At 43.5% G+C, this 24088-nt stretch carries 20 protein-coding genes; 16 read left to right on the forward strand and 4 right to left on the reverse strand.

The features are described 5' to 3' along the window. Positions 1-58 precede the first annotated feature (58 nt). From rpiA to nagZ, 5 genes are all read left to right on the forward strand, one after another. On the forward strand, positions 59-727 hold the full coding sequence (rpiA, locus tag ABU615_RS09560) for a ribose-5-phosphate isomerase RpiA (RefSeq protein ID WP_100139840.1): 669 nt from the start codon (positions 59-61) through the stop codon (positions 725-727). Between the two features lie 162 nt (positions 728-889). Next, entirely contained in the window at positions 890-1558 is a 669-nt protein-coding gene (locus ABU615_RS09565) for a thermonuclease family protein (protein ID WP_367413066.1), read from the forward strand. Continuing rightward, a complete protein-coding gene (nth, locus tag ABU615_RS09570) occupies positions 1555-2196 on the forward strand; it encodes an endonuclease III (RefSeq protein WP_367489051.1) in 642 nt (213 codons plus the stop codon). Before ABU615_RS09565 ends, nth begins: the two co-directional genes overlap by 4 nt. 80 nt (positions 2197-2276) lie before the next feature. Then, positions 2277-3752 (forward strand): DegQ family serine endoprotease, encoded by a 1476-nt coding sequence (locus ABU615_RS09575; RefSeq protein WP_370388908.1) that lies wholly within the window; start codon positions 2277-2279, stop codon positions 3750-3752. 175 nt (positions 3753-3927) lie between these two features. Continuing rightward, the gene (nagZ, locus tag ABU615_RS09580) at positions 3928-5025 is read left to right on the forward strand and encodes a beta-N-acetylhexosaminidase (RefSeq protein ID WP_370388909.1); all 1098 of its coding nucleotides are present in this window, start codon (positions 3928-3930) and stop codon (positions 5023-5025) included. 65 nt (positions 5026-5090) lie between these two features. Here nagZ and adhP read toward each other — a convergent pair whose 3' ends face one another. Continuing rightward, positions 5091-6104, reverse strand: a complete 1014-nt coding sequence (gene adhP, locus ABU615_RS09585; protein WP_370388910.1) for an alcohol dehydrogenase AdhP — start codon at positions 6102-6104, stop codon at positions 5091-5093. 596 nt (positions 6105-6700) lie between these two features. Between adhP and truB the strand changes: the two genes are divergently transcribed. Both truB and rpsO read left to right on the forward strand, forming a co-directional pair. Beyond that, the gene (truB, locus tag ABU615_RS09590; RefSeq protein ID WP_367490572.1) at positions 6701-7624 is read left to right on the forward strand and encodes a tRNA pseudouridine(55) synthase TruB; all 924 of its coding nucleotides are present in this window, start codon (positions 6701-6703) and stop codon (positions 7622-7624) included. Between the two features lie 88 nt (positions 7625-7712). Continuing rightward, complete coding sequence (gene rpsO / locus ABU615_RS09595; protein WP_100139845.1) at positions 7713-7979, forward strand: 30S ribosomal protein S15; 267 nt, start codon at positions 7713-7715, stop codon at positions 7977-7979. Between the two features lie 228 nt (positions 7980-8207). Here the strand turns inward: rpsO and ABU615_RS09600 are convergent, their stop codons facing one another. Then, on the reverse strand, positions 8208-8783 hold the full coding sequence (locus ABU615_RS09600; RefSeq protein WP_180295869.1) for an acyl-CoA thioesterase: 576 nt from the start codon (positions 8781-8783) through the stop codon (positions 8208-8210). A 417-nt stretch (positions 8784-9200) separates the two neighbouring features. Here ABU615_RS09600 and pnp point away from each other — a divergent pair, with 417 nt between their 5' ends. The 3 genes from pnp to mpl all read left to right on the forward strand — a co-directional run bounded on the left by pnp (position 9201) and on the right by mpl (position 14023). After that, the gene (pnp, locus tag ABU615_RS09605; RefSeq protein WP_370388911.1) at positions 9201-11324 is read left to right on the forward strand and encodes a polyribonucleotide nucleotidyltransferase; all 2124 of its coding nucleotides are present in this window, start codon (positions 9201-9203) and stop codon (positions 11322-11324) included. A 659-nt stretch (positions 11325-11983) separates the two neighbouring features. Then, on the forward strand, positions 11984-12277 hold the full coding sequence (locus tag ABU615_RS09610; protein WP_367489046.1) for a hypothetical protein: 294 nt from the start codon (positions 11984-11986) through the stop codon (positions 12275-12277). 351 nt (positions 12278-12628) lie between these two features. Beyond that, on the forward strand, positions 12629-14023 hold the full coding sequence (mpl, locus tag ABU615_RS09615) for a UDP-N-acetylmuramate:L-alanyl-gamma-D-glutamyl-meso-diaminopimelate ligase (RefSeq protein ID WP_367489044.1): 1395 nt from the start codon (positions 12629-12631) through the stop codon (positions 14021-14023). A gap of 202 nt (positions 14024-14225) precedes the next feature. On the opposite strand, the gene ABU615_RS09620 is transcribed toward mpl, so the two are convergent. Continuing rightward, a complete protein-coding gene (locus ABU615_RS09620) occupies positions 14226-14501 on the reverse strand; it encodes a hypothetical protein (RefSeq protein ID WP_100139850.1) in 276 nt (91 codons plus the stop codon). Positions 14502-14684: 183 nt separating this feature from the next. On the opposite strand from ABU615_RS09620, the gene ABU615_RS09625 reads away from it, so the two are divergent. After that, positions 14685-15362 carry a helix-turn-helix transcriptional regulator gene (locus tag ABU615_RS09625; RefSeq protein WP_100139851.1) on the forward strand — a complete coding sequence of 226 codons (678 nt, stop codon included), beginning with the start codon at positions 14685-14687 and terminating at the stop codon, positions 15360-15362. A gap of 177 nt (positions 15363-15539) precedes the next feature. Here ABU615_RS09625 and clpX read toward each other — a convergent pair whose 3' ends face one another. Next, the gene (gene clpX / locus ABU615_RS09630; protein ID WP_370388912.1) at positions 15540-16814 is read right to left on the reverse strand and encodes an ATP-dependent Clp protease ATP-binding subunit ClpX; all 1275 of its coding nucleotides are present in this window, start codon (positions 16812-16814) and stop codon (positions 15540-15542) included. 409 nt (positions 16815-17223) lie between these two features. Between clpX and ABU615_RS09635 the strand changes: the two genes are divergently transcribed. The 5 genes from ABU615_RS09635 to ABU615_RS09655 all read left to right on the forward strand — a co-directional run bounded on the left by ABU615_RS09635 (position 17224) and on the right by ABU615_RS09655 (position 23456). Next, positions 17224-18174, forward strand: coding sequence for a D-alanyl-D-alanine carboxypeptidase family protein (locus ABU615_RS09635; RefSeq protein WP_100139853.1), 951 nt, complete (start codon positions 17224-17226; stop codon positions 18172-18174). Between the two features lie 162 nt (positions 18175-18336). Then, positions 18337-19089, forward strand: a complete 753-nt coding sequence (locus ABU615_RS09640; protein ID WP_100152321.1) for an SDR family oxidoreductase — start codon at positions 18337-18339, stop codon at positions 19087-19089. An 11-nt stretch (positions 19090-19100) separates the two neighbouring features. Continuing rightward, entirely contained in the window at positions 19101-19601 is a 501-nt protein-coding gene (locus ABU615_RS09645; RefSeq protein ID WP_267408176.1) for a Fur family transcriptional regulator, read from the forward strand. 1461 nt (positions 19602-21062) lie between these two features. Continuing rightward, positions 21063-21866, forward strand: coding sequence for a carbon-nitrogen hydrolase family protein (locus ABU615_RS09650; protein WP_367489041.1), 804 nt, complete (start codon positions 21063-21065; stop codon positions 21864-21866). Positions 21867-22094: 228 nt separating this feature from the next. Then, positions 22095-23456, forward strand: a complete 1362-nt coding sequence (locus tag ABU615_RS09655) for a sodium-dependent transporter (RefSeq protein ID WP_267408171.1) — start codon at positions 22095-22097, stop codon at positions 23454-23456. Positions 23457-24088: the final 632 nt, after the last annotated feature.

Raw genomic sequence — 24088 nt, forward strand, 5'->3', positions numbered from 1 at the left:
TTTTTTGATACAGACAAACTAATTTGTCATCTATTTAGGATAAACAAGGAGCAGTAGTATGGCAGCACAAGATGAACTCAAGCGTCAGGCCGCAGAAAAAGCGGTTGAATATGTGCAGGAAAACGAATATCTGGGCATCGGCACCGGATCAACTGTACGTTTTTTTATTGAGGCATTGGCGCAAAGCAGAAAAAGAATCAAAGGTGCGGTGTCCACATCTGCCCAGACTAGTGCGGCTCTGAAGAGCTTTGGTATTCCTGAAGTCACATTGAATGAAGTGAACGGCCTGCCGTTATACATCGATGGAGCCGATGAAATCAATCATTTATTACAAATGATTAAAGGTGGCGGTGGCGCTTTGTTGAATGAGAAGATTGTCGCCAGTGCAGCAGAAAAATTTATCTGTATTGCCGACGAAAGTAAATATACTAGTCGCCTTGGTCATGTGCCTGTACCAGTGGAAGTGATGCCAAATGCCCGTTCACTGGTGGCGCGCCGGCTACTGAAATTCGGCGGTGAACCGGAATTACGTCTAGGCTTTACAACTGATAACGGTAACCAGATTCTTGACGTTGCCAATTTGAATATCAGCGAACCAATAAAACTGGAAGATGCTATTAACGGCATACCAGGTGTGGTCGAAAACGGTTTGTTTACCCACCATCCTGCTGATTTGCTGCTGCTGGGTTGCCAGAGTGGCGTTCAGGTGTTAACAGCCAAAGTCTGAATCAGTTGCGGCAGAGGTGAACAAACATATTTGCACTTGTTTCTGTGCAGCCAGCTATTATCAATACCAGCAGCTGGCTGCCATTGTTTTAATGGCGATTTTTATGTCTGTCAGTCTGAGATACTTACAGTAGGGTTTTTTGAGGGGTGATTTTAGAGGTAAATGCAGAACAGACAAAAAGCAGTAAGCAAATGGCGTAAAATTTTAATCTGGCTGGCGATGGTACTGACGCTGGCTAAAGTTTGGTTGCCAGACAGTATAATTGCGCCATTGCAAAACCAGATACAGAAAGCAGATAGTATTCTGCGTTCCGTACAAGATATTTTCAATGGTCGGCCGCACGTTGCCAAAGGCAGAAAGTATGCACCGGCGAGCAAAGGACGTTACACAGGACAGGTTGACAGCGTACATGACGGGGATACCATCCATGTTAAAGATAATAACGGCTATATGCACAAAATTCGACTGGCCAGTATTGATGCGCCTGAAATCAAACAGGCCTATGGCATTGCCAGTAGAGATGCTTTAAAAACGCGTATTGAAGGTAAATCAGTCGCTGTGAATGTTGTGGCTATCGACCAATATCAGCGCGAAGTAGGGCAGATAATGCTGAGCAATGAAGACATGAATTTATGGATGGTACAGCAAGGCTATGCATGGCATTACGATTCTATTGCAAAAAAACAGCAGGATCGGCTGAGTTTTAGCCGCTATCAGCAAGCCCAGCTTCAGGCACGCCAAAAACGGCTCGGTCTGTGGCACAATGCACGTGCTATTGCACCTTGGCAGTTTCGCCAGCAACAGAAAACCGCTAATAGAACAACTTCATGAATGCACATAAACGCGAGGAAATATTCAGTCGTTTGCAGGCCGCCTGTCCGCATCCGACCACAGAGCTGCAATATCATACCCCATTTGAATTATTAATCGCCGTTATGCTGTCGGCACAGGCCACCGATGTATCTGTTAACAAATGTACCGTGCAGCTTTTTAAGCTGGCACCCACCGCTCAGAGCATGCTGGCGCTGGGGCAAAGTAAGCTAATGGACTGTATTCGCACCATAGGCTTATATAAAACCAAAGCCAAACATGTGATGGAAACCTGCGCAATTCTGGTTGAGCAATATGACGGCGAAGTACCGCAGACACGAGATCAGCTAGAAGCTTTACCTGGTGTAGGTCGTAAAACAGCCAATGTGGTGCTGAATACCGCATTTGGCCAGCCGACCATTGCTGTAGACACGCATATTTTTCGTGTGTGTAACCGGACCGGTTTGGCTCCAGGCAAAACCGTACGCGAAGTAGAAGATAAATTAATGAAAGTGGTGCCGAAACAGTATCGTTTGAATGCCCACCACTGGCTTATTTTACATGGCCGTTACATATGTAAAGCACGTAAACCTGACTGCGAACGCTGTTTGATAAATGATTTATGCGAATATCCGGCGAAGGCAACTTTAACTGTCTGATTAAGTAACTTTACGCCTCTTTTCGTTACAATATTATTGATCACCGCTTGTGTAAGAAAACAAACAAGATAGGGAAGTTGATGCGGATAAATCGCAAATATATGTTGACGGCAATTTTGTCAGCGTTGTTGGCGGCAGCTGGGTGTGACCGGCTGGAACACTGGTTTGGCAAAACAGCCAATCAGGGTTTTGTAAAAGAAATACCTGCCGGCACTGATGGTAACAGCAATCAGGTAGCCATGCTGTTGCCTGATTTTACTCGGCTGGTAGACCAGCAGGGTCCCGCCGTGGTAAACATACAGGCCACCCGAGATAACCGCAGCCTTGACGGTGACATTGAAAGCAGCTCCGATACGCTGCCCGATAATGACCCGTTTTACGAATATTTCAAACATCTGTTACCTAATGTGCCTCAGACGCCGCAGACAAATGATGATGAATACAATTTCGGCTCAGGTTTTTTCATTAGTAAGGATGGCTATATTCTCACCAATACACATGTTGTCAATGGCATGAACAACATTAAAGTTTTGCTAAACGATAAACGGGAATTTCAGGCAAAATTGATTGGTGCAGATCCTCAGTCTGACGTGGCTTTATTGAAAATCAATGCGGATAATTTGCCAGTTGTGCAGCCTGGCAATCCGAAAGAATTGAAAGTTGGAGAGTGGGTAGCGGCTATTGGTGCACCATTCGGTTTTGACAACAGTGTCACTGCCGGTATCGTTTCTGCCAAAGGGCGTAGCCTGCCAGAAGAGAACTACACCCCATTTATTCAAACAGATGTAGCCATTAATCCGGGCAATTCAGGTGGTCCCCTATTTAACCTAAAAGGTCAGGTAGTTGGCATCAATTCCCAGATATACAGTCGTAGTGGCGGCTTTATGGGCATCTCTTTTGCCATTCCGATAGATGTAGCCATGAATGTGGCTGAACAGCTAAAAACCACCGGTAAAGTACAGCGCGGACGTCTGGGTGTGGTTATTCAGGAAGTGAACTACAATCTGGCCAAATCTTTTGGGCTCAATAAGGCTAATGGCGCGCTGATTACACAGGTAGTAGCCGGCGGACCAGCAGCCAGATCAGGTCTGCAACCCGGTGACATTGTTGAAAGTGTTAATGGAGAAGAACTGGAAACCTCCAGTGATTTACCGGTCAGAGTCGGACTGCTGCCGCCTGGAAAACAAATTATTCTCGGGATATGGCGTAAAGGCCGAAAACAGGATATTAAGGTAACACTGGATAATATGTCACCAGCCATCAGTGCTCCATCTAGTGCAGCCAGCGACATTATGCCTACTGACGGTGATAATTTTTTAGAACAACACCTTGGTCTGGAGCTGCGTGCAAGCAGTAAAGGGCTGGTGATTGAAGATGTTAGAAAATTAGCTGCACAGGTTGATTTACGTCGCGGGGATGTCATTGTCGCTGTTGGTTCAAAATTGGTACACAATGAGAAGGATTTCGAGCAGGCAGTACAGGAAAGCGGAAAAAGTGTCCCTTTACTCATCCGGCGAGCCAATAATACTTTGTATATCGCTTTGATACTGCCCTAAAAGTACACTAAAAATATTTGGCGGGGTAAACCGTCTTGTCAATTCAATGTGTATACAGGCGTAAATTAATCTATCGACTGACTTTTGTGTTCAGACCGGATTCATCATGTTGTCCCATCATTTTAAATTTTGTTCAAGCTACTAATTCAATTATTAAAGGTTCTGGAATCATTCTATGTTGTCAGCACAACCTCCGGTAACAGCACGCGGCCCGATTATGGCCGATGTGGAAGCTTTTCATCTGAGCGAAGTAGAACGCAGACGTTTAAGCCATCCCGCCATTGGTGGCGTGATTCTATTCCGGCGTAATTATCAGTCTCGTGCACAGCTCACTGCACTTGTAGCCGAAATTAAAGCCCTACGTACACCCGAGCTCATCGTTGCAGTTGACCATGAAGGGGGGCGGGTACAGCGTTTTATTCCGGAATTTACTCGTTTACCGGCGATGCGGACACTGGGGCAGTGCTGGGAACAGCATGGCGCGGCCATGGCTGATAAAATGGCTGAAACAGTAGGCTGGGTACTGTCCACAGAATTACGTGCTTGTGGTATCGATTTATCATTTACACCGGTATTGGATCTAGACTGGGGTGAATGTGCAGTGATTGGTAACCGCAGCTTTCATCAGCAACCAGCTGTTGTCAGCTTTCTGGCACTTGCTTTACAGCGTGGTCTGGCCCGTGGTGGCATGGCTACTTGCGGCAAACATTTTCCCGGACACGGTGCCGCCAGCGGAGATAGCCATTTGACTCTTCCTCAGGACAACCGTAACTGGGATGAATTATGGGCGGATGATATTCAGCCGTTTAACGATTTGATTCATCATGGCATGCCGGCACTGATGCCGGCACACGTGGTTTATCCTAAAGTTGACCCTACCGAACCGGCTGGTTTTTCCACACTCTGGCTGCAAGGTGTGCTAAGAGACAAAATGCACTTTGATGGTGTGATTTTTTCAGATGATTTAACCATGGAGGGTGCCAGCATTGCAGGAGATATTCGCCAGCGTGCAGCTCATGCTTTTGCTGCCGGCTGTGATATCGCACTGGTCTGCAACAAACCAGATTGGGTAGATACTTTGTTAAACGATTTTCAGTGGCCAGAAAATAGCCGGCTGGCACAGCGCTGGCAAATGATTGCCGGTAAAGGGAAGGTGGCAGATTACAAAGCCATCATGCAGATGCCAGAATTTCAGTCAGCGCAACAACTGGTTGCTAGCCTCGCTTCCGCGCAAGATATCCTAAACGGAGTGCAAGTTGGCGAAGCCTGTTAATTTTGCTCATTCGACAACAAAAAAAGCCATAGTCAAACTATGGCTTTTTTATCACTTTGTCTTAATCAGGCATTTTTGAAATCAATTACCATTCGGCCGGTAAACTTACCTGCGGCCATTTCATCAAAAATATCATTAATGTCTTCCAGCGGACGCATGGTTACTTTTGGTACTACTTTGCCTTCAGCACCAAACTGGAATGCTTCACGCAAGTCTTCACGAGTACCCACCAGTGAGCCTACTACCTCAATACCATCAAGAACAAGGCGCGGAATATTCAAATCCATTGTGTCTACAGGCAGAGCTACTGCCACAATGCGTCCGCCAGCGCGTACAGCAGCAACGGCTGAATTAAACGCAGATTTAGCCACAGCAGTCACCACCGCAGCATAAGCACCGCCTACTTTTTCCTGAATGATATCTTCAACTTTTTCCTTAGCCGGATTCAGGGTCATATCCGCACCCATTTCGCGTGCCAATTCAAGTTGTTTTTCATTCACATCAATAGCAATCACTTTGGCATTAAATACATTCTTAGCATATTGCAAAGCCAGATTGCCCAGACCGCCTAAACCATAAATCGCAATCCACTGGCCAGGTTGAATATGAGATACTTTAATAGCCTTGTAAGTGGTCACACCGGCACAGGTAATACTGCTGGCTGCTTCAGAACTCAGACCATCCGGTACCTTAACTGCATAGTCGGCTACCACGATACATTCTTCTGCCATACCACCGTCTACAGTATAGCCGGCGTTTTTAACTTCACGACAGAATGTTTCACGGCCACTATTGCAGTATTCGCAATGTCCACAGCCCTCAAAAAACCAGGCCACACTGGCACGATCGCCTACTTTCAGCGAAGTGACATCTTCACCGACAGCAGTAACCACACCAATGCCTTCATGTCCTAACGTCACACCGGTCACATCACCAAAATCCGCATTTTTTACATGCAAATCAGTGTGACAAACCCCGCAACATTCCATTTTCAGCAATGCTTCATTGGCTTTCAGCGGACGGACAGTTTTGTCCTGAATGGCCACTTTTTTGTCTTTTGTTACTACGGCTGCTTTCATAATGAACCCTTTTCATTCAGTAAAGAAGAAGTGTTTGGCCTGTTAGTTTCTGTTGTCAGAAGTTAGACCGGTAGAACCTAAAAAATCAATCACCAAATAGAATCAATACCAGCGTCAGCATCGTCCTGAATGAAAATGACAATCAAATTAATTAACAGGGTGAATTTCCCTTTTACACCGACTAATTGCCGCCTGAATCAGGACTAACGTATAAATTCTCTGGCAGAGATTCTGACAGATGCTCCCTTGCAATACCAGCAGTAAAACTTAAATAATTGTAACTCTAAACAAAGCCTTTGCGTAAGAATAAATTAATGCCAGATACAATATATGTTTAAGAATTCATAGCAGATTTCAAATAATAGATTAATACTAATTCTTATCCTGCTTCAGCATCAGCCAGAACATCTTAAAACCAGCCTAACAGCAACAAACCACGAATTAAGACAACACATCAATTTGCAAATTTAGCCCTTTCAAGCGTAAGCGCTACTTATCCCTTTTGGCAACAGATACGCATACCAGACAGCCGCAGAAACCGTGTTATGATGCAGGCGCCTGAACAAAGTAAACCAAATTCCTCCCTACGAATCATCATGAATACACATATCAGCCGACGCAAACGCGCTCTCAGTGGTGTACTGCTGCTGGACAAAGACAGAGGCATGAGCAGCAACAGCGCTTTACAGCGGGCGCGCTTTTTATATGGTGCCGCCAAAGCCGGACACACTGGTGTACTCGACCCGCTGGCCACCGGTCTACTGCCGGTATGTTTTGGAGAGGCCACTAAATTTGCCCAGTATCTGCTTGATGCAGATAAAGCTTACACAGCGACATTACAGCTTGGCGTCGCCACCAGTACCGGCGATGCCGAAGGCGAAGTTGTGGCTACAGCCGATACCCACATCACACTGGCACAGGTGCAGTCTGCCATCGCTGCTTTCAGTGGTGAAATAACCCAGACACCGCCCATGTATTCGGCCATCAAACATCAAGGCAAACCATTATATGAATACGCACGCGCCGGCATCACCATCGAACGCAAAAGCCGGCAGGTAACCATTTATCAGATTGATATTGTAGAGTTTGCTTATCCTACACTGATTATCAACGTGCGCTGCAGCAAAGGTACCTACATCCGCACTCTAGCTGAAGATATAGCTCAGCATATGGGGACAGTGGCTCATCTGACAGCACTACGTCGTACCGCTACCGCTGGGTTTAGTATCGACCAGACCCATACCCTTGCCGTTATCAGCAGTCTGGATGAATCAGCACGTGATAATTGGCTGCTTCCCAGCGATGTGCTGGTACAACATTTACCGGCAGCCACACTTACCGATAAAGAAATTTTGCAATTGCAGCACGGGATAGCCGTGCATTCCGGACAAAATTATGGCACAATGTGCCCCTTGCGTATTTATGCCGCCAGTGGACGCTTCATCGGGTTGGTTCAGTATCAGGCTGCCAGCAGCCGTCTCAAAGTACTGCGTCTGATGAGCACCAATGTAGAGAGCTAAATACCTATCTGGAGTTGGCCGTTGTCAGACATCATTGTTAGCTTGGCCAACTTGTCTGCCGAAAGGCTTTTTTAATAGAGTGAATTACATGTTATCTGTTGAACAAAAAGCACAAATCGTAAAAGATTATCAGCGTACCGAAGGCGATACTGGTTCTTCTGAAGTACAAATCGCATTGCTGACCTTCCGTATTAACGACCTTACCGGCCACTTCAAAGCTAATCCTAAAGATCATCACAGCCGTCGTGGTCTATTGAAAATGGTAAGTTCCCGTCGTCGTCTGCTGGCGTATATCCGTCGTACCAAACCGGATACCTACCGCGAGCTGATTGGCCGTCTGGGTCTGCGTAAATAAGCATGCTATGCTGCTAAAAAAGCCGTCTTGATTACAAGACGGCTTTTTTTAATTCTATAGTAACTTGTAAAAAATTATTCCCAACCAAAGTCCACCCTATATTTATTTTGCCATCAATGCAAGCAGTAGGCAGAAAACCATATATACGGCACATCCTGTCTTATCGTTGAAACAGACAAGGCCTGTGCTTAGCCTTGACTAAAACAAAAAAACACAGGCCAGTAAAAATCAGCCTATTTCATTATATAAATCAGGATTTAAACGCGCATTCTGAGTTTGGCACCAGTCCAGATGGTCTTTACTTAAATGAAAAGCTTTGGCCTGAAACTCTTTCAAACTTTCCTGCTGTTCAATTTTACGCGTATACGAACGCACAAAACGGCGTACCTCATTTGGTGTTTCCAAAATCAGCCCAGGTACAGTTTGCGGCTTGCCGGTAGCAGAATCAATCGCCACCATAGTGAAATAACTAGAATTACTGTGGCGAATATCTCCGTTAATCAGATTTTCCGCTTCCACACGGATACCAATCATCATCGATGATTTTCCCACATAATTTACCCGTGCCTTAATGGATACCAGATCTCCCACATAAATCGGCGTACGAAAATTCACCGTATTAATCGCTGCCGTTACTGTTACGCAGCGCGCATGCTTACAGGCACAGGCATAGGCCGCCTGATCCATCAGCGCCAGAATACGGCCACCGAAAATCGTATTATTAGCATTGGTATCTTCCGGATGCATGACCACCGAAAGCAATACATCACTGTCAGTCGGTTTTTTATACAAAAGTTCGGACATAATTATCATTCCCCATTAAAACAGGTACAGCCAATCCGGTTGAACCAATAAAATTAACATCAATCATATTAATTCTAACATATAACCCAATCCAATTAATATGCGCACAGATTGGTTAAAAGTACGATCAGCATAAATATCCGTTCTTTTCAGCCAAAAAAGACCAAAAATACCTGCAAAAACCGGCTCTACTGGTTAGTAGACATCAGGTTAGAGATAAGCTAAAAAATATATGTTAGAATTTACCCATAATACAAAGCGTATTGAGGGTTATCACAACCCTGTTAATCCCAATCAACCATCATTTGCAAACCTCGCCCGGCCAGAAACCCTACCCATGTATATGTACAAAGCGTATACATCGTTAGGTTTTTTAGCAGGTGCGACTTTTGCAGAAACTGAAACAGAAAGTTCAGCATGTTCAATAAACACATAAAAACCTTTCAGTATGGAAATCAGACCGTCACTCTTGAAACTGGTGAAATTGCCCGTCAAGCAGCCGGCGCGGTCAAAATTTCCATGGGCGATACTGTGGTACTGGTAGCCGTTACCGCTGCAAAAGAAGTAAAACCCGGACAAGATTTTTTTCCGCTCACCGTGGATTATTTAGAACGCACTTATGCAGCCGGTAAAATTCCCGGTGGCTTTTTTAAACGGGAAGGCAAACAAAGCGAAAAAGAAATTCTTACCAGCCGCCTGATAGATCGTCCAATACGTCCATTATTTCCTGAAGGTTTTTTCAACGATATTCAGATTGTGGCTATGGTGGTATCCATTGACCCTGAAATCGACTCTGATATACCAGCCATGCTAGGTGCATCCGCAGCTCTACTGCTGACTGGCGTACCATTTGCAGGTCCCATTGGTGCAGCCCGCGTTGGTTACGTAAATGGAGAATACGTACTCAATCCTACTAAAGCACAGTTGGCACAATCTCAGCTAGATCTAGTCGTGGCGGGTACCGAAAAAGCCGTATTAATGGTTGAATCTGAAGCCGATGTACTGTCTGAAGAAACCATGCTTGGTGCTGTAGTTTACGGTCACGACCAAATGCAGGCGGCTATCCGTGCCATTAACGAATTTGCTGACGAAGTTAATCCAGAAATATGGGACTGGCTGCCACCGGCCACCGACGATACACTGATTGCTCGTGTACGCGAACTTGCCGGAGCCACCATTGATGCTGCTTTTAAAATCAAACAGAAGCAGGCACGCACTGCCAAGCTCGACGAAGCTTGGGCCGCAGTAGAAAGCGCATTAATTACCGAAGAAACCGATACACTGCTAGCCAACCAGATTCGGGGAATTTTCAAAGATTTAGAAAAAGAAGTTGTACGTGGACAGATTCTTGAAGGCCAGCCGCGTATTGACGGTCGTGATACCCGTACCGTGCGCCCGATCAACATTCAGACCGGTGTTTTACCCCGTACCCACGGTTCAGCTTTATTTACCCGCGGCGAAACTCAGTCTCTGGCAACAGCCACTCTCGGTACTCAGCGTGACGAACAGATTATTGATGCACTGAGTGGCGAATATACTGACCGCTTCATGCTTCATTACAACTTCCCGCCATACTCTACCGGTGAAGTAGGGCGTATGGGTGCACCAAAACGCCGTGAAATCGGCCATGGCCGTCTGGCTAAACGTGCTTTACTGGCTGTGCTGCCAGATGTGGAAGACTTCAGCTACACCATGCGCGTGGTATCTGAAATCACAGAATCCAACGGTTCATCTTCCATGGCTAGTGTTTGCGCTGGTTGCCTGAGTTTGCTCAATGCCGGTGTTCCACTGAAAAGCCATGTAGCTGGTATCGCTATGGGTTTAATATTGGATGGTAACAAATTTGCCGTTCTGACCGACATTCTTGGCGACGAAGACCACCTCGGCGATATGGATTTCAAAGTAGCCGGTACCACTAGCGGCGTTACTGCTTTGCAAATGGATATCAAGATCCAAGGTATTACCAAAGAAATTATGCAGATTGCACTGGCACAGGCAAAAGAGGCACGTCTGAAAATTCTGACCCAGATGCAGGAAGCCGTAGAAGGGCCGCAGGAATTATCTGCCCATGCACCGCGATTATTTACCATGAAAATCCATCAAGACAAAATCCGCGATGTAATTGGTAAAGGCGGCGAAACCATCCGTAACCTTACTGCCGAAACTGGTACCGAAATCAATATTGCTGAAGATGGCACCATTACCATTGCAGCTACTACCAGTGAAGCTGGTGAAGCCGCTAAACGTCGTATTGAAGAAATTACGGCTGAAGTGGAAGTGGGCAAAGTGTACGATGGCACAGTAATCAAGATTTTGGATAACAATGTGGGTGCGATTGTATCTGTTATGCCAGGCAAAGATGGTCTGGTGCACATCAGCCAGATTTCCCACGAGCGTGTAAAAAATGTTAGTGACTACTTACAAATTGGTCAGCAGGTAAAGGTAAAAGCTTTAGAAATCGACGATCGCGGCCGTGTGCGTTTGTCCATCAAAGCGCTGCTGGAAAAAGCACCACAGGAAACCAAACCTGAAGAACACTAAATTCAGTTGTCACTATTCAAACTGCCTTGCATCGCAAGGCAGTTTTTATATGTGGAAAGCTTGTTGATTAGCCAGATTCATCCACCTTATATACCAACCTGTTGAGAACTATAGGCCAGAATACATCTGCTAAATAGCGTTTTTCATTACTGCAGAGCAATCATCCTTGACAGATTGAGAGCAAAACAAGCTGGAATCAAAACACATGGCAAGGAGTTGCTTAAATTTTAAGCAGCTAAATAAAATTTTATTATAACAACAGCCTAAATTACTTATCCACAGTTTATGTGCAGTAACATCCCAATATTTACAGGAATAATGTGTATTTATTCCCGCCATGACAGCTTTTGATAAACCTGTTTTGAAAAAATAAAGTTAATCAGAGAAGTTATTTCTATCGTGTGGATAATTCTAATCAGACTTTCCAATGCGCTATTTCAGAAATTTATTTTCCTGCTAACATCTTCTTAGAGTATAGCAATGCAAGCATACCGTGATTAATCAGTTCCAATAAGTTGATGGCAGACATGATTGCTTAAGCTAAAAAATATTCACTGCAGCCAAAAAATAAAAGCACAACATTTATTCTCTTTAGTTTAAATAAAAAGCACATAGGAATATAATATTACAAAAGAATATCAATTTATCAAGGTAACATCATGGCAAATGGTTTAAAACTAGAAAACATTAAGACTTATTTCATACAGCACCAATTACCACCTTTAGATCAATCTTCAATCATCTATGGCATGATTAATGCCAAAGCTTGGCAATATGCTTTACTATCTGGATTAGCAACTTTATTTATTCGGCATATGCTGATTTATTTTAATGCTGAAAAAAATTATTCTCATTGGTCTAACGGCCAACGCCAATTTATCCGAATCCATAACCGTTATTCCGATGACCAAAATTACCAATTTGAGCTACAAAACAGGCTTTTTCAGAGGTGAATTAACGTTTGTTTATGAGCAGCAAAAATACACATTTAAAATTCCAAACTTTATATTAGCCGCCAAATGGCAAAAAAATAATCTGAAAAATATACTGCAACGTTACATCATCAGCGCCTCCTGAGCTGATAGCATTCAGTTAGCAGATACGCTGCTCACTATTAATAATTTCATGTTGTGAATGAAGAGTGCGGATACATAGCTATCAGTACTTACTTAGCACACATAAAAAACATCTCAGTACGCCAAAAATCTTTTTTTATGGCTATCCGCTGCAAAAACGCAAAACAGACGCGTCACAGACATTAACAACGGTCTATAATGCTGGTTTTCAGCGCGCAGAGATAAAAAATGCAGCATATCCACGTTATCGGAATTGGCGGCACATTTATGGGAGGCCTTGCTGCCATTGCCAAACAGGCTGGCTACCGCGTTACCGGTTGTGATGCCAAAATGTATCCGCCTATGAGTACCCAGCTGGCTGATTTAGGTATAGATGTGGTAGAAGGATTTGAAGCAGCACAGCTGGATAACTATCCGGCAGATATCTACGTCATCGGCAATGTTGCCCGTCGCGGCATGCCGGTGGTCGAAGCCATTCTCAATCGTAATCTGCCTTATACCTCAGGGCCGCAATGGCTTGCTGAAAACATATTGCAACAGCACTGGGTATTAGCCGTAGCCGGCACCCATGGGAAAACCACCACTGCCAGCATGTTGGCCTGGGTACTAGAAGAAGCCGGTCTTGCGCCTGGTTTTCTGATAGGCGGCGTACCACAGAATTTTGCTGTGTCTGCCAGATTGCCACAAATTCCACCGGCTACACAGGCTGATAGCCGCGCCGAAACCAGCCCGTTTTTTGTAATAGAGGCCGACGAATACGATACCGCATTTTTTGATAAACGCAGTAAATTCGTTCATTATCACCCGCGTACCGCCATTCTCAATAATCTGGAATATGATCACGCCGATATATTTCCTGATTTGTCTGCCATCCAGACTCAGTTTCACCATCTAGTACGTACCATCCCCAGCGAAGGACTAATTGTAGTCAACGATGAATCCCAAGCATTATCCGAAGTATTACAACAAGGCTGCTGGTCTCAAGTAGAAGGCTTTGGCTCTGGTAGCGACTGGCAGGTAGGCGAAGTGTCTAAAACAGGTGGTTTCGATGTGCTTTTTCAGAAGCAGAAAGTCGGGCATATCGAATGGCAACTGCTTGGACAGCATAACCGCATGAATGCGCTGGCTGTCATTGCTGCCGCTCGCCATGTAGGTGTGACCGTAGAGCAATCATGCACCGCACTTTCACGTTTTCAGAATGTCAAACGACGCATGGAAATCAAGGGCGTCGTCAACAATATTACCGTATATGATGATTTTGCTCATCATCCCACCGCAATTGCGACCACCATTGCTGGCTTACGCCAGAAAGTCACTGGTGCCCGTATTTTGGCCGTATTGGAGCCGCGTTCTAATACCATGAAACTGGGTACTATGAAAGCAGCATTGCCCAGCAGTTTGGCCGAGGCCGATAAAGTATACTGCTATGCCGGTGGTGTGGATTGGGATGTAGCAACAGCATTAAGTCCGTTGCAAAATAAAGTGGAAGTATTTCAGGATATGCCGTCACTAATCGCTGCCATTGTAGAAGAAGCTAAGCAGGGTGATCATATTCTGGTCATGAGCAACGGCAGCTTTGGTGGTATCCATCAACAGCTACTAATAAAACTAGCAAATAAATAGCTGATTAATCATCATTGGTAAAGCAAACCAAAACCAAAACCAAAAAAATATAACTATTCTCAGTTTGTTAAACCGGTTGCTCTCATGTGGGTAGCCGGCTTTAATTATTTTTATTTAGGCAGAATATTCAAACAGCTCATACCAATTCACAATTGTTAGCGTACAGCAGACACTCAATTGCTGCCGATAAAAAGTTTATCATTCAGGATGCTTCATCTACCATGGCTTTAGCTAACTCAGTATGGTTCATCTTGCCATATGTACTAAGCCAGTCACGGGCAGCTTCGCGCTGATCGCAGCTTTTGGCTGCTTCTGTCTGAACTGTATTCATCTCGGTATAGGTCAGTTGTGCCAGATACTGACAATTCAGCACTTGTGTAAACGAAGCTGGTGCAGCCATGGCACCGGCCGGAGTAGGGCGAAAATTGCCCAGTAATAACAATACAGCCACCAACCCGACAGTCTTCAACACATTCATGATTGACTCCGTAAATTAGATAAATCTAATAATTTATTTATTTTTTGCTATATTACTTAGAAAAAAATAAATAAACAACCTAAAAATTTCTTGAAAATTAATTTACTATTTATGTTTTTAAAATTGTTGTATAATAAAAACAAATTTAATAACGTTATTTCTAATAATTGCTGGAGTTTGTGCATGCAAACATTTAAGGATCGTCTGGCTTCGCTCTGGCCAGGGGAGCGCCAATCCAAAATTGCCACAGACATAGATATGACCATGGCCGGATTCAGCCGAATCTGGCATGAAGGCGGTCTACCTAAAGCAGAAACCCTGAAACGCATCAAAGAATTGAAGGGATGCAGTATCGACTGGCTGCTCACCGGAGAAGGAGAGCCTTTTCCCGAACAGCCTACACAGGCGGCACACGATACACTAGGTAATCCAGTGAATGCTGATGACTTTGTCTATGTGCCGCGTTATGCCATTGAAGCTGCTGCCGGACACGGTAGTCTAGTGGATAACGAAAAACCGATGTTTACCATGGCGTTTCGCAAGGACTGGATAAACGCAATGATTAGCCCCGAAGTGAGCGGCTTATCAGTTATATCGGTTAAAGGCGACTCCATGGAAGGCGTATTAAATGATGGCGATACCATATTGGTGCAGCAAATGAATCATATCCGCCGTGATGGCTTGTATGTATTGCGTATCAACGACAACTTATTGGTAAAACGTCTGCAGCTGATGCCGGGAAATGTTGTAAATGTGATTTCTGCCAACGAAGCCTATCCAAGTTTCGAAATAAGGCTGGATAGCGAAAGTGACGATGTGCAGATTATTGGCAAAGTTTTATGGTTTGGCCGCTATCTATAATATTGTGCAGAGCAGATATTAAATTAATGTTTTTATAATTCTACCTCGCTAAGATATTGAATCTCTGCGTATAAGCCAGACTAATTTAGCCCACTACCAATGTGCTATCTGAATCCATAAAAAAACCGTCTGAATGGCAGAATTCAGACGGTTTTTTTATATTTGGATAAATCTAGATTATTTTGGACTTTTATAAACACTACCATCCGCGAGTAACCATTCAGGCTCTGCACCTTTATCAATCACATCCTGATTTACCACTACCTTTTTCACATCGGTTAAATCCGGCAGAGCATACATTGTATTCAGCAATGCCTTTTCCACAATGGAGCGCAGGCCACGTGCACCAGTTTTACGCGCCATAGCCAGTTTGGCAATTGCTTGCAGGGCGGAAGGCTGTACTTGTAATTCCACACCTTCCATAGCAAATAATGCCTGAAACTGCTTGATTAAAGCATTTTTCGGTTCGGTCAGAATATTAATCAAAGCATCTTCATCCAGTTCAGCCAGCGTAGCAATCACCGGCAAACGGCCAATCAGCTCAGGAATCAACCCGAATTTAATCAGATCTTCTGGTTCCACAGTCTGAAATAACTCACTGACATTGGTATTTTCATCTTTACTGTGTACCGCCGCACTAAAACCAATACCACCTTTTTCTGTGCGCTGACGAATTACCTTTTCCAGACCGGCAAATGCACCACCACAAATAAACAGAATATTCGTGGTATCAACATTAATGAATTCCTGATTAGGATGCTTACGGCCGCCTTGTGGCGGTACTGAAGCCACCGTACCTTCCACCAATTTAAGCAATGCCTGTTGTACGCCTTCCCCAGATACATCCCGAGTAATAGAAGGATTATCACTTTTGCGAGAAATCTTATCGATTTCATCAATATATACAATACCTCTTTGCGCTTTCTGTACATCAAAATCGCATTTGCTTAGCAATTTAGTAATAATCTGTTCTACATCCTCACCCACATAGCCGGCCTCAGTAAGGGTTGTGGCATCTGCCATCACAAACGGCACATCAAGCTTACGAGCCAACGTTTGTGCCAGCAGCGTTTTACCGGAGCCGGTTGGTCCAATCAGAAGAATATTGGATTTAGACAGCTCTACCTGTCCTTCTTCTTTGCCAAAACGCAAGCGTTTATAATGATTGTATACAGCCACGGCCAGTGATTTTTTGGCCGTTTCCTGTCCAATTACATATTGATCCAGATTCGCCACAATTTCCGCCGGTGTTGGCAGCTTGTCTAGGCCGCTGTCGGTATCAGTACCTGCCGGCTTAAATTTTTCTGCAGAAGAAGCACCTGCATTATGTAGCATGTCGTTGCATGTATCCACGCATTCATTACAGATTAATGCGTTGTCACCTTCAATCAGATTTTTAACTTCGTTTTCCGGTTTCCCGCAAAACGAACAATAACGAATTTCTTTACTCATAAACAGGTTTTCATCAGAAAAAAGAGCTTATAGCGAAAGCCGATCCAGATGTCTAAAGCGCAAATTGCCCAGATCCGGCCAAAAAACGAGTATATAATGTTATTAGCTTGATATCAAACCAAATGCTGATGTTGTTTTATCCACTTGCGAAATCAGTTTAGCAATGCAAAACTAATTAAAATATCGTTTATAAACAGCTTTTAAACAATTAAATTGGCTCAGAAAATACCGGCCGTGATTGAAATTGCCTTATAATCAATAAGAGAAACAAAATTTCGTACTGATAATTTGTACGTTTAAACACGCCTCTCAACCATAGGTGTAGCCTAGCCGCACCTTTCGTACATTAAGAATAAGCAACTAATAGAGAATTATATAACCCTCACACAGGGTCAAAAAGGAAGTTATCATGTCACGTTTATCTTGTCTGCGTCGCTGGCAGTGGGTAAGCTTGTTAAGCAGTAGCCTGTTTTTTGCCGTACCTACGGTAGCCGGTGATCTAGATGTTCTCGGCAGATTTATCGAACAAAAACAGGCAGGTGGCCAGTCTGACACCCTCAGCTCATTTATCAGTAACCACCCAGATGCCAATCTGGAAGCTCGCGCACAAATTGCCGGTCCTTTATTAAGTTCACAATCGGCCTTGATTATGAACAATCAGACCGGAGAAATCCTTTATCAAAAAAATATTAATCAAGTTCGTTCCATTGCTTCCATATCCAAGCTCCTCTCCGCCATGGTGGTGCTGGATGCCAATCAGAATATGAACGAGCCGATTACCATCACCGATGCTGAAATAGACCGGCTGAAAAACTCCACCAGCCGTCTATCTGTTGGCACAGTGATGACGCGGCGCGAATTGCTCCACATCGGACTGATGAGCAGTGAAAATCGTGCTATCCATGCGCTGGCACGCACTTATCCAGGAGGAATGCCGGCATTTGTAGAAGCCATGAATCGCAAAGCAGCCGAGCTGGGTATGAATAATGCACGTTTCTACGAACCAACCGGCCTCGACCCGCGTAATCAGGCTACTGCACGCGATCTGGCATTGTTGGTACGCGGCGCCAGCCAATATCCGCTTATCAGACAATATTCCACTGATAATTCCGGCTCAGTTTATACCAGTAATGGCCGCGTAGAGCAGTATCACAATTCCAACGCACTGGTACGTGAAGGTGTATGGCCGATTGCTCTACAGAAAACTGGCTATATCCGTGAAGCTGGCCGCTCCATGGTGCTGCTCACCAGTGTGCAAAATCAACCCGTGACCATCGTGCTGCTTAATTCTCCAAGCTCCACCACTCGTGTTAGTGACGCTCGTGCGTTACGTTCATGGGCGATGCAGCAGTCTCTCTGATTACTGTACTAACATTGATTACCCCGTTAGCGATAACGGGGTTTTTGTTATCTTGCCGGTAAACCTTACTGCTGAGTAGCTTAGACAACACAGCGGAACGTGCTAACATTAGAGCAAACACCGGAATCAATTCTGAAACAGACAACAGGGAAAGGTACAGATATGGCTATATTAATTACAGGTGCTTCTGCCGGTTTTGGTGCCGAAATGTGCCGGGTAATGGTTCGTGCCGGATATCAAGTTATCGGTGCGGCGCGGCGGCTGGAAAAACTACACCAATTACAAGCCGAGCTGGGTACCACCTTTTTACCCCTGCACATGGATGTTGCCGACAAACAAAGTGTAGATAACGCGCTGGCCTCCCTGCAAGGCACATGGGCAGATATCGATTTATTGGTGAATAATGCGGGTCTGGCATTGGGTATGGAGCCCGCTCAGGAAGCAAACTATGCCGACTGGGAAACCATGATTCATACCAATATTCTTGGTTTAACCTATGTTACCCGTCAGATACTGCCACGCATGGTAGCCAAAAATGCCGGTTATATCATCAACCTTGGTTCAACTGCTGGTTCTTGGCCGTATAAAGGCGGCAATGTTTATGGTGCCACCAAAGCTTTTGTGCGCCAGTTCAGCCTCAATCTACGTACCGATCTGGCCGGTACCCGCATACGTGTCACCAATATCGCCCCAGGCCTGTGTGGCGATACTGAATTTTCTAATGTCCGTTTTCGCGGCGATGAGCAGCAAGCTGCGGCTGTATACGAACACATCAGCTATCTGCAACCAGCAGACATCGCCAATACCGTGTTATGGCTCTATCAGACACCAGCTCATATGAATGTAAACCACATTGAAATTATGCCTGTAGCACAAACATTTGCCGGCCTAAGTGTAACCCGTGATTTGGATTGAGGCTGATTAGAATGAGTAGTAAGACCGTGTGGCAGTCCAAAGCTGAAGAAAAAGCCCGCATCATTGCTCAATGTGTCCAGCACAGCGTCACCATCACCCAATTGCGCGAACAGGTTCTGGATATTGTATTAAACATGAGCGGTGTCATTAAAGCTTATCAAGTACTGACACACATGCAGCAACACAGCAGCAGCACCATCGCTCCGCCAACTGCCTATCGCGCCTTGGACTTTTGGGCAGAGCAGGGTGTATTGCATAAAATACCAGCGGTAAACGGTTATATTCTCTGTCGCCATGTGCAGCATGAATGTGATAGTGATTGTCATGAAGATGACATCCACCACAACGATTTTGTACTGGTTTGCAACCAGTGCGGTACTGTGGATGAACAAAGCCTGAGCTCTGAATGGGCAGCTCTACGCCGGCGTGCAGCCGACAATGGTTTCATATTGAATGATGAACACATCGTACTTACCGGAATCTGCCTGCATTGCCAGCTAAAGCCAGCCTAAAATATCTCCCTGAATTCAATCAGTTTTCCGCCTGCCTGCTATTCCAAACTTCAGGCTGTGCGGATTTTCGCCATATTTCAACAAGCATTATTCAGTCTTGCCAAAGTGCCTTCACTCTTTAGAAACCATAATGAACGATTAGATTGCCATTACCCCAGCAACTATTCCTGATACTTAAAAGGCTTAATAGATGTACACAGCTTCTTCAAGTTATCTTCAATATCTTTAATATCATCCAAATAAAGAATCCAAAGTTTTTTTCGTGCATGAAAGCAGGCGGTATAAAACAGATTACGCCTATTCTCCAATTTTCAATTTTCCTCTTCCGTATACGGTTTATTCTGGCTCTAGAGACAGACTGGCAAAAAAAATTTTAAAATTATTTTTATTGTTTCTCCTAAGGTTATATCCCAAGATTATTGCTACATTGTTATATTTTTATCTTGGTGCCATCATACGTTTTGTATTGAAATGTTTGCAGCTTATCGTGCTCATTGTTGAAAAGTCATCCATTGCTGTCATAAATCTAAGCCACTGTTCAGAATCTTTTTTATAGCTGAGTTTCTCTTGTTGATTTTTTATCTATTTGTTTATCTGTTAGTTTTACATCGGGCTTGGTTTTTCCTTCTATCCAAACATTTCTTCATGCAGCAGGCCATCAGTATAGCCCTCAATTGTTTTTACGTAATTCATTGATTCTATGCTGGAGAAAATACTTTAACGACTCAATTAGTATGTAGGTTTTATCAGCACACCCACCAGCTTGAATAATATAACTATCAAAATTATCAATGGCTCTAAATATTTTCTGATGTATTTTTTATTGTTCGTCGTAATTGGTTTTCAAACACATTTTTATCCTCTTAATTTTTATTAAGTTAGTTATTCAGTTAATTCAAACCATCCAGAATAGATATTTAGGTAATGCTTTTATATTCGATAATGAATCTGTGTCTATAGTAATGATGGTGAAAGTAGCGCACTGTCAAATTTGGTATTGCTTTATTTATATTAATTTTTAGCAGTAATTGAAACAAACTTTCAATATAAATCTGTTCGTTTGAAGAAGGATTTTAAATAATTTTGAGAAAGCTGTTTCTAGTAATGCAATAATACTCAAATTTATTGTAGTTTGTTTGAATAATTACCTCTTCAGCAGCCGGAAAGGCACTTCATTGACAAGATGATAATCTAGTAGAGTTTTAGCAAAAATTCCTCTTTTTTATAATAGTAGTGAATAAAGAATTATTATTTTGTATTAATGACAATTTCTAGTGACAGAATAAACTAATATATTAATTAAAATAGGTATGACAAACATTTATTCATATATTTAATCTAATTTAAAAATTTATTTGCCAGTCTAATATCTTAAAAAAATTTGCATGTAAAATAAGTTGAGGCTATAAATAATTTTCATTCAACAGTTCTGGCAGCAGCATTCAGTTTAAGGAGATACATATGAACAACATCTCAGTGGGCATTGTGCAGATGGTTTCTGGCACGAACGTGGCGGAAAATATTCAGTCTATGCAGCGTCTGGTGCGGCAAGCTGCGGCTGCTAGGGCTGAGTGGGTAGTGTTACCAGAGTACTGGCCCATTATGGGGCAGAATGATACTGATAAGGTGAAGGTGGCTGAAGTATTTGGCGATGGACCGTTGCAAACCGCTTTAAAATCGCTGGCCGCTGAATTGGGTATCGTGCTCTTTGGCGGTACCATACCATTACAAAGCACAGATAAAGCCAAAGTGCTTAACACTATGATGGTATACGGCCGCGCCGGTGAACTGCTTGGCTTTTATCATAAAATGCACCTGTTTGGATTTGTGGGTGCCAATGAAAGTTATGCAGAAGCCGATACGATTTTGCGTGGCATGGATGTGCCGCAGTTAAAAGTCGATGATGTTTCCGTAGCTCAAGGTATTTGTTACGATTTACGTTTTCCTGAATTCTTCCGTGCTCAACTGCCTTTTGATGTACTTGTACTGCCCGCTGCTTTTACCTATACCACCGGTAAAGCGCACTGGCATACGCTATTAACTGCACGTGCAATTGAAAATCAGTGCTATCTTCTCGCATCAGCACAAGGTGGTACTCATCAAAACGGCCGCCGCACTTTTGGTCACAGCATGATCATTAATCCATGGGGCGAAGTGCTGGCTTGTTTGCCGGAAGGTGAGGGTGTGATTACCGCTGAGCTGGATAATAATTTTCTGCAATCAGTACGCAGTAAATTACCGGCTCTCCAGCATCGCATATTGTAATCAGGAATGATTTGGTTCAATAAAAATAGCAAGCTTAGCACTGGAACTGACGAATTTGATAGACGTTTTGTCTAAATAATCAAATCTGTAATCATTTAAACAGGACAATAGCAATCATTACTTGTCCAAAAAAGAGAATCATGGCATGATTATCGATTAAATTTTGACTATATAAAGTTAAATGTTGAATTTTCTATCAAATTTTGATTTAGGAAGCAGTGGGCAGTTATGAGTGGTGGAACTAAGAAAAAATCGCATTCGCAATGGAGCTCGCGGATGGGCTTTATGCTTGCCGCAGCAGGTTCGGCAGTGGGTCTGGGCAATATCTGGAAATTTCCTTATATGGCAGGGCAGATGGGTGGTTCTGCCTTTGTGCTGACCTATCTGATATGTATGTTTATCATTGGCCTGCCGATTCTGGTTGCGGAATGGTTGATTGGTCGCCGCGGTCAGAAAAATCCGATTCATACCATGGAAGATGTAGCTGCTGCTGAAGGGCGTTCTAAATCATGGCGCTGGGTAGGGATTATCGGCGTTTTAGGCTCATTCTTGATTCTGTCTTTCTATAGCGTGATTGGCGGCTGGGCTACCGATTATATCTTTCTGGCCGGTAGTGGTACCTTTAAAGGACTGCATGGCGATGGTACCAGTCAGGTATTTCAGCAATTTCTGGGTAGTGTAAGCCATCTGCTTACATGGCATACAGTGTTTATGTTTGCAACTGCATTGATTGTTGCCATGGGTGTGGGAGCCGGTCTGGAGCGTTCTTGTAAAATCATGATGCCGGGGTTGGGCGTTTTGTTGATTGGTCTGGTGATTTATGCGGCGGTTGTCAGTGGCCCTTCTTTTGGTAGAGCATTCACTTTCCTGTTTACCCCAAATTGGTCCGCAATTACCGGAAAAGCAGTGTTAGCGGCTCTTGGCCATGCCTTTTTCAGTTTATCGCTTGGTATGGGAATTATGATGGCCTACGGCTCCTATCTGGGCAAAGATGTTAATCTGATTTCTACTGCTCGTACTGTGGTGATTCTGGACGTTATCGTTGCCATGTTATCCGGCATGGCCATTTTTCCTCTTGTATTTGCCAATGGTTTGCAACCGGGCGAAGGCCCTGGCCTTATCTTCGTTACTTTACCAATTGCTTTCGGTAATATGGCTGGCGGTACTATCATCGGTATTCTGTTCTTTATTTTTCTCACTTTTGCAGCACTGACATCTTCAATTTCATTACTGGAACCAACAGTCGAACTGTTGGAAGAAAAAACGCATCTAGGCCGTAAATCCGCCACTCTGGTAAGTAGCGTGGTTATCTGGGCATTGGGTATTGCCTGTCTGTTGTCTTTTAATGAATGGCAGGATGTAACTATTTTCGGTAAAAATATTTTTGACTGCTTGGATTACCTCACCAGTAAACTGATGTTGCCATTAACTGGTCTGGGCACCATTATTTTTGCTGGCTGGATGATGAAACAGGAAACCATCCGGCAAGAACTGAATTTAAGTCCAGTAATATTTGCTGGGTGGAAATTTTTATGCCGAATCGTTATTCCAGTGGCAGTGATTGCTATTCTGATTTACGGATTTATGTAATCTTGGTATAATTCTTATTAGAATATAGGTTTATCACCAATAAAAGCACTGGCCGGCAAAGAAAAATGCCGGCCAGTGCTTTTATTGGTAGGTTTTATAACTATTTGATTTTTATTAAAATAAATAAAATAGTTATATTCTATCTAAATATAGTTCAATCTTAAAATAGCTTTTATAAAAACTTCCAAATCTTTCTTTTGTATAGTGAATTAGTACTGTATAAGTCATGCTGCTCGCTTTTAAATGATCTATTTTTCTACCATTTAATACAATGGATTCTTTTTCCATCTGGTTTAAGCAACAAAATAAAGAAAATGTGATATTGTTTTATGCTTAAGTAATGAAAAACTATTATGCAGAAATTATTTTTTAACTAAGTTGATAATACTTATGCTCTCCATCTTTGTGCCGATATTTTGTACTGGATGCAATTAAAATATTAGCATCTGATGATAAAAAAACAAAATTTTGGATGATAAATATTTAAATTTTTGCAGTTTCATCAAGGCGCTGCTGATATGTCGAATACCGAAATCTTTAGAAGTAAGCGGATAAATCATTTTTGTGGCAATAGCTCGCTACAGCACACTGGCTAATCATTTTTCAAGCCCGAATAAAATCAATTTTCTGGT

The sequence above is a fragment of the Snodgrassella alvi genome (genome assembly GCF_040741455.2).
Taxonomy (GTDB): Bacteria; Pseudomonadota; Gammaproteobacteria; order Burkholderiales; family Neisseriaceae; genus Snodgrassella; species Snodgrassella alvi_E.